Origin of the sequence: Streptomyces niveiscabiei, from assembly GCF_001419795.1 — a bacterium.
GTDB classification, from domain to species: domain Bacteria; phylum Actinomycetota; class Actinomycetes; order Streptomycetales; family Streptomycetaceae; genus Streptomyces; species Streptomyces niveiscabiei.
Genome location: NZ_LIRL01000707.1, coordinates 1 through 5,761, shown reverse-complemented (window position 1 = coordinate 5,761; position 5,761 = coordinate 1). Strand labels below are relative to the sequence as shown.

6 protein-coding genes are annotated in these 5,761 nt (G+C 70.9%); all 6 read right to left on the bottom strand.

Annotated features, from left to right (window positions below):
• A partial coding sequence (locus AOK24_RS31160; protein ID WP_240554220.1) for an aldolase/citrate lyase family protein occupies positions 1–246 on the bottom strand: 246 nt, incomplete at its 3' end.
• Entirely contained in the window at positions 243–1,433 is a 1,191-nt protein-coding gene (locus AOK24_RS31155; RefSeq protein WP_055723386.1) for a CaiB/BaiF CoA transferase family protein, read from the bottom strand. The genes AOK24_RS31160 and AOK24_RS31155, both read right to left, overlap by 4 nt.
• Positions 1,430–2,323 carry a ribokinase gene (locus tag AOK24_RS31150; RefSeq protein ID WP_055723385.1) on the bottom strand — a complete coding sequence of 298 codons (894 nt, stop codon included), beginning with the start codon at positions 2,321–2,323 and terminating at the stop codon, positions 1,430–1,432. Before AOK24_RS31150 ends, AOK24_RS31155 begins: the two co-directional genes overlap by 4 nt.
• Entirely contained in the window at positions 2,320–3,654 is a 1,335-nt protein-coding gene (locus AOK24_RS31145; RefSeq protein WP_055723384.1) for an ADP-ribosylglycohydrolase family protein, read from the bottom strand. The genes AOK24_RS31150 and AOK24_RS31145 overlap by 4 nt, the downstream gene beginning before the upstream one ends.
• On the bottom strand, positions 3,642–4,808 hold the full coding sequence (locus AOK24_RS31140) for an ADP-ribosylglycohydrolase family protein (protein WP_055723383.1): 1,167 nt from the start codon (positions 4,806–4,808) through the stop codon (positions 3,642–3,644). The genes AOK24_RS31145 and AOK24_RS31140 overlap by 13 nt, the downstream gene beginning before the upstream one ends.
• An 8-nt stretch (positions 4,809–4,816) precedes the next feature.
• Positions 4,817–5,761, bottom strand: a 945-nt coding sequence (locus AOK24_RS31135) for an ADP-ribosylglycohydrolase family protein (RefSeq protein WP_055723382.1), incomplete at its 5' end; no start/stop codon positions are given.

The following is a 5,761-nucleotide window of genomic DNA, read 5'->3' as shown; positions in this document are numbered from 1 at the left end:
GGAGAGGGCCGCGAGGTCGGCGCGGGACCAGGGGGTGTCCGGGGCGTTCACGCGGACGTGGATCCGGTGGGCGTGGGGGTCCGAGAGGCGTTCCGCTGTCGCCGCCCGGGCGTACTCCTTGCGGTCGGGGGAGACCGCGTCCTCCAGGTCGATGATCACCACGTCGGCGCCTGCGGCGAGGGCCTTGGTGACCACCTCGGGGCGGTCGCCGGGGACGTAGAGCCAGGTCAGGGGGAACGTTCTCATACGGCGCCCTGTTCGCGGAGGGCGGCCGACTCCTGGGCGGTCAGGCCGAGTTCGCGGAGGATCTCGTCCGTGTCGGCGCCGTGCGCGCGGCCGGTCCAGCGGATCGCGCCGGGGGTGGCGGAGAGGCGGAAGAGGACGTTCTGCATGAGGAGGGGGCCGAGGTCGGGGTCGTCGACGCGGGTCAGGGTGCCCAGCGCCTCGTACTGGGGATCGTGGACCACGTCCCGGACGTCCTGGACCGGGGCGATCGCCGCCTCCGCCTTCTCGAAGGCCGGGAGGACCTCGTCGCGGGGGCGGGCCGCGATCCACTGGGCCACCGCCTCGTCCAGCACGTCGGCGTGGGCGGCCCGCCCGGCGCCCGTCGCGAACCAGGGTTCGGTGATCAGGTCGGGGCGGCCGACCAGGCGCATCACGCGTTCGGCGACGGACTGCGCGGAGGTGGAGACGGCGACCCAGGTGCCGTCGGCCGTGCGGTACGTGTTGCGGGGGGCGTTGTTCGCGGAGCGGTTGCCGGTGCGCCGCTGGACGTGGCCGAGCTGGTCGTACCAGGTCGGCTGCGGGCCCAGGACCGTGAGGATCGGCTCGATGATCGCCATGTCCACGACCTGGCCCTCGCCGGTGCGCTCGCGCGCGGACAGGGCCGTCATGACCGCGTACGCCGTCGCCAGGCCCGCGATGGAGTCGGCGAGGCCGAACGGCGGGAGCGTCGGAGGCCCGTCCGGCTCGCCGGTGACGGCGGCGAAACCGCTCAGCGCCTCCGCGAGGGTGCCGAAGCCGGGGCGGTGCGAGGCGGGGCCGAACTGGCCGAACGCGGTGACGCGCGTGAGGACCAACCGGGGGTTCACGGCGCGGAGTTCGTCCCAGCCGAGGTCCCACCGCTCCAGGGTGCCGGGGCGGAAGTTCTCGATGATCACGTCCGCGGTCTCCGCGAGGCGCAGGAGCGTGGAACGGCCGCCCGGCGTCGAGAGGTTCAGGGTCATCGTGCGCTTGCCCCGGCCCAGGACCTTCCACCACAGGCCGACGCCGTTCTTCGACGGGCCGTGGCCCCGGGACGGGTCCGGCTTCGCCGGGTGCTCGACCTTGACGACCTCCGCGCCGAAGTCACCCAGCAGGGTGGCGGCGAGCGGGCCCGCGAACAGGGTGGCCAGGTCCAGGACCCGCAGGCCCTGCAAGGGAGTTGCTGTCATCGGGTGTAGCGCTCCTCGATCTCCTGGCGGTACGGCATCGACGCGGACGCGCCCGGGCGTTCCACCGACAGGGACGCCGCCGCCGTCGCCCAGCGCAGGGACTCGGGCAGGGGGCGTTCCTCGCCGAGGGCTGTCGCCAGGGCCCCGACGAAGGTGTCCTTGGCGCCCGTCGTGTCGACGGGGGTCGTCGGCGGGGCCGGGACCGCGAGGGGGTCGGCGCCCCGGGAGACGTACAGGACCCCTGCCGCGCCCAGCGTGACGATCACCTCCGGGACGTGCGTGAGGAGATGGCGGGCCGCCTCCACCGGGTCCGTGCGGTCGGTGAGGGTGATCGCCTCGTACTCGCCCGCCACCAACAGGTCGGTGTTCGCGAGGAGTTCGGGCGGCAGGGGGCGGGCCGGGGACGGGGTGAGGACCGTGCGGACGCCGTGGGCTCTCGCCGCCCGCGCTCCCGCGATCACCGCCGGGAGCGGGATCTCCAGCTGGAGCAGCAGCGTGTCCGCCGACGCGATCAACGTCTCGTCGCCGGGGGCCAGATGGTCCACCGTGCCGTTCGCGCCCGGGATCACGACGATCGCGCTGCCGCCGTCCGCGTCCACGACGATGTGGGCCGTGCCGGACGCCGTGTCCATCGTGCGGATGTGGTCCGTGTTCACGCCCGCCGTGTCCAGCGCGGTGCGCAGGCGCGGGCCGTGGGCGTCCGTGCCCACCGCGCCGATCATCGAGACCGTCGCGCCCGCTCTCGACGCGGCGATCGCCTGGTTCGCGCCCTTCCCGCCGGGGGTGGTGCGCAGGTCCCGGCCCGTCACCGTCTCGCCGGGGCGTGGGGGGTGGTCCACGTACGTGACCAGGTCCATGTTCGTGCTGCCCAGTACGACGATGTGGGTCATGGGCGGGCTGCCTCCACGTGCGTGAGGTGGGCGAGGGTGTCGAAGCCGGTGCCGTCGAAGTCGGCGATCGTCGTGGACAGGCGGTTCTTCAGCGGCGCCGTCCAGTGGGGCGGGGGTGGGCCGGTGAGGAGGGCCGCGATGCTGCCCGCTGTCGCGCCGTTCGAGTCCGTGTCCCAACCTCCCGATACCGTGCGGCAGATGGACGCGGTGAAGTCGCCGTCCGCGTGGGTCAGGGCGGCTGCGATCAGTGCGGTGTTCGGGATCGCGTGGACCCAGTGGTAGTGGCCGTGGGTGGCGTGCAGTTCGTCCACGATCCTGTCGAAGTCCCGTTCTGTTCTGGCCAGTTGGATTGCTTCCTCAACTGCCTTGTGCAGGCGGGAGGTTGGGGGGATCAGCGTCAGGGCTGTGGCTAGGCAGGCGTGGATGTCCTGGGTGCCTGTTGCCGCCGTCGCGATCGTCGCCGCGATGTACATCGCCGCGTAGACGCCGTTCGCCGTGTGTGTCAACGTGGCGTCTCTGTACGCCTGTTCTGCCGCCGCGGCCGGGTTTCCCGGGTTCGTCCAGCCGTGGACGTCCGCGCGGATCAGTGCGCCGATCCACTCCCTGAACGGGTTGTTGTGGTGGGCCGTTCTCGGTGGGTCGATGCCGGTGAGGAGGTTGCGGTACGCGATTCGCTCCGCCGTGAACGTTCGGCCCGCCGGGAGTTCGTCCAGCCAGAGTCTCGCCACGTCCTCCGTCGTGAAGTTTCTGCCGTGGCGCTGGAGGAGGAGCAGGTTCAGGAGGGGGTAGTTCAGGTCGTCGTCCTCCGGCATGCCGTCGATGTTCTCGGCGAGGGAGGTCGTGGCCGAGCGGCGGTTCCAAGGGTGTTCGGCCAGGAGGGAGTTGGGGACGCCCTTCGCTGTGAAGTAGGTGTTCAGGGGCCAGTTGCCGGTGGATTTCGCGAGGGCTCGGATGGCGTGGAGGGGGAGTTTCTCGACGGGTTTGCCGAGGAGGCAGCCGACGGCTCTGCCTAGCCAGGCGGATTCGAAGGTTTGGGGGGTGGGGGTGTTTTGTCGAGTGCCGGTTGCGTCTTGGATTGCGGGCCAAGTTGCGGGTTCTGCTGTTGCCAGCTTGCTTGGCCGGGCTGCCAGTTCCGTCAGGAGCGTTGTCGCCAAGTCGCGTAGGTGGTGCGGTGGTTGGGTGGGGGAGGCTCCTGCTCTTTCGGGGGCCTCTCTGCCGCCTGCTTGGTGCCAGCGGGTTGCGATGTCGCTTGCTTCTCTGCCGTCTTCCCTTGCCTGGCGGAGTTCGTGGCCCAGGAGGTCCTCCGGCTGGAGCCAGGTCAGGCGGAGCACAGGTGCGCTCCCAGGGCTGTGAACGCTGATTCGTGGGTGCGGCGGCGGGCCACGTCCTTGGCGAAGATTTCCCGGGCCACCTCCGTGAGGGTGGCCGCCGGGTGCCAGAGGTCCAGCTTGCTTGCCGCTGCCACCTCGCTGGACCAGTCGGTCGGGGGTGCTGAGCCCAGGGCGCCTGCCAGGGCGCCGGTCATTGTCGCGATCGAGTCGCAGTCCCTGCCGTAGTTGACGGCGCCCAGGACCGCCGGCTCGTAGGTGCCGTTCGTGATCAGCAGCATGGCCAGGGCGATGGGGAGTTCCTCGATCGCGTGGAGGCGGGAGGGGCGGCGGGCGTTCAGGGAGGGGGTGCGGTAGTCGGGGCCCACCGTGTCGTAGGGGGCGATGGCTTCCCGTAGGGGGAGCAGGGCTGATTCCGGGTCCGTGTAGTGGGTTGCCGTCTCCGCTACCTTCTCGATCGCCGTTCTCGTGCCGTCCTTCGCCAGGGCCAGGCAGGTGGTGATGATCGAGGTGGGGGTCGCGTCGGGGGTGCACGCCGCCGATACCGCCGCCGCGAAGACTCCCGCCGCTTCGCGGCCGTACGAGGACTGGTGGGCGCCTGCGATGTCCAGGGCCTCGGCGTACGCGGCTTGGGGGTTGGCCGCGTTGATCAGGCCGACCGGGGCCATGTACATCGCGGCGCCGCAGTTGACGATGTTGCCCACGCCGGCTTCCCGGGGGTCGGCGTGGGCGTAGTGGAGGCGGGTGGCGAGCCACTTCTCCGCGAGGAAGAGGCGGTGCAGGAGGAGGGTCTCCGCTTCCAGTTCCGGGATCCAGCGGGGGGTTGTCATCAGGTCCGGGACCAGGTGGTCGGCGATCGCGTACGCGTCCAGGTGGTCGCGGACCTTCGCGTAGACCCTGATCAGCGCGTGCGTCATCAGGGTGTCGTCCGTGATGTGGCCATTTCCCTTGTGGTACGGGGCGATCGGGCGGGCCGTGCGCCAGTCGTCGCCGTTCCAGGGGCCCACGATGCCGGTGACTCTGCCGCCGTGGCGGGCGAGGATCTGGGCGGGGGAGTAGCCCTCCACGGGGCCGCCGAGTGCGTCGCCCACCGCCGCGCCGACCAGGGCGGCGGTGATGCGGTCCTCCAGGGATGTTTGGGGGGTTTTGTCTGGCATGAGGTGAATCATGCTCCTGTTGGGGGCGGTTGTGCGGCTTCCAGGAGTTCGGCGAGTTCCAGGAGGTCGGTGCCGGTGAGGCGGGGGAGGGTGCAGCCGGAGAGTGTGCGGGAGGTTGTGCGCCAGGTGTCGGGGATCGCCGCGGCGCCGCCGATCGCGCCGGTCAGGGCACCGGTTAGGGCTGGGGTGGAGTCGGCGACCCGGGAGAGGCAGGTTGCTGCGGGGATTGCCTCGGCGATACGGCCGTTCGCGGCTAGGGAGATCGCGAGGGTTACTGGGACTGTCTCCGCCGCTGCGATGCCGTAGCTGTAGACGTGGTCCACGATCTGGTGCTCCAGCAGGGGGATCAGGGCGAACGTCGAGTCCGTTGATTCCGCCAGGTGCAGGGCGTGGCGGGCGTTTCTGCCGATCTCTGTTTCTGGGGGGAGTTGGGTCAGGGCTGCTTCTACGCAGGCTTCGATCGGTTCGCCCGTCAGGGCCAAGGAGATTGCCGCTGCCATGGCCCTTGCGCCGTGTACTCCGTCGCCGTCCTGGGTGTAGCGGGCGTCGAACTCCGCTAGGTCCGCTGCTCGTTCCGGGTTTCCCGGGTGGGTTGTGGCCAGGACGCAGGCTCTTACGCAGGCCGCGTCGTCGAAGTAGTGGGGGTTGTCGTGGCCCGTTGCCGGGGGGCGTAGGCCTGCTGCGAGGTTTGTCAGGCCGGCTCTTACCGAGATGCGGGCGCGGAGGGGGAGTACCGCTGATTCGATCTCCGGGGCCCTTGTTGTCGCCGCGGCTACCTCTGCCGCGAGGGACGTCCAGGTCAGGTCGATCGCCGTTCTTGTGCGGTGGTCTCTGCTCAGGTCGTTCAGGGTGGTGGGGTCCGTGGTGCGCAGGAGGGTCTGGGCGGTCAGGGCTGCCCATTCCGCGTCGTCCGAGGGGCCCAGGTGGAGGGGGGCCGGGGGTTGGTTCAGGGC

Coding starts and splice junctions, on each gene's coding strand:
- AOK24_RS31155 (WP_055723386.1), bottom strand. CDS start 1,433: ATGACAGCAACTCCCTTGCAGGGCCTGCGGGTCCTGGACCTGGCCACC.
- AOK24_RS31140 (WP_055723383.1), bottom strand. CDS start 4,808: ATGCCAGACAAAACCCCCCAAACATCCCTGGAGGACCGCATCACCGCC.
- AOK24_RS31150 (WP_055723385.1), bottom strand. CDS start 2,323: ATGACCCACATCGTCGTACTGGGCAGCACGAACATGGACCTGGTCACG.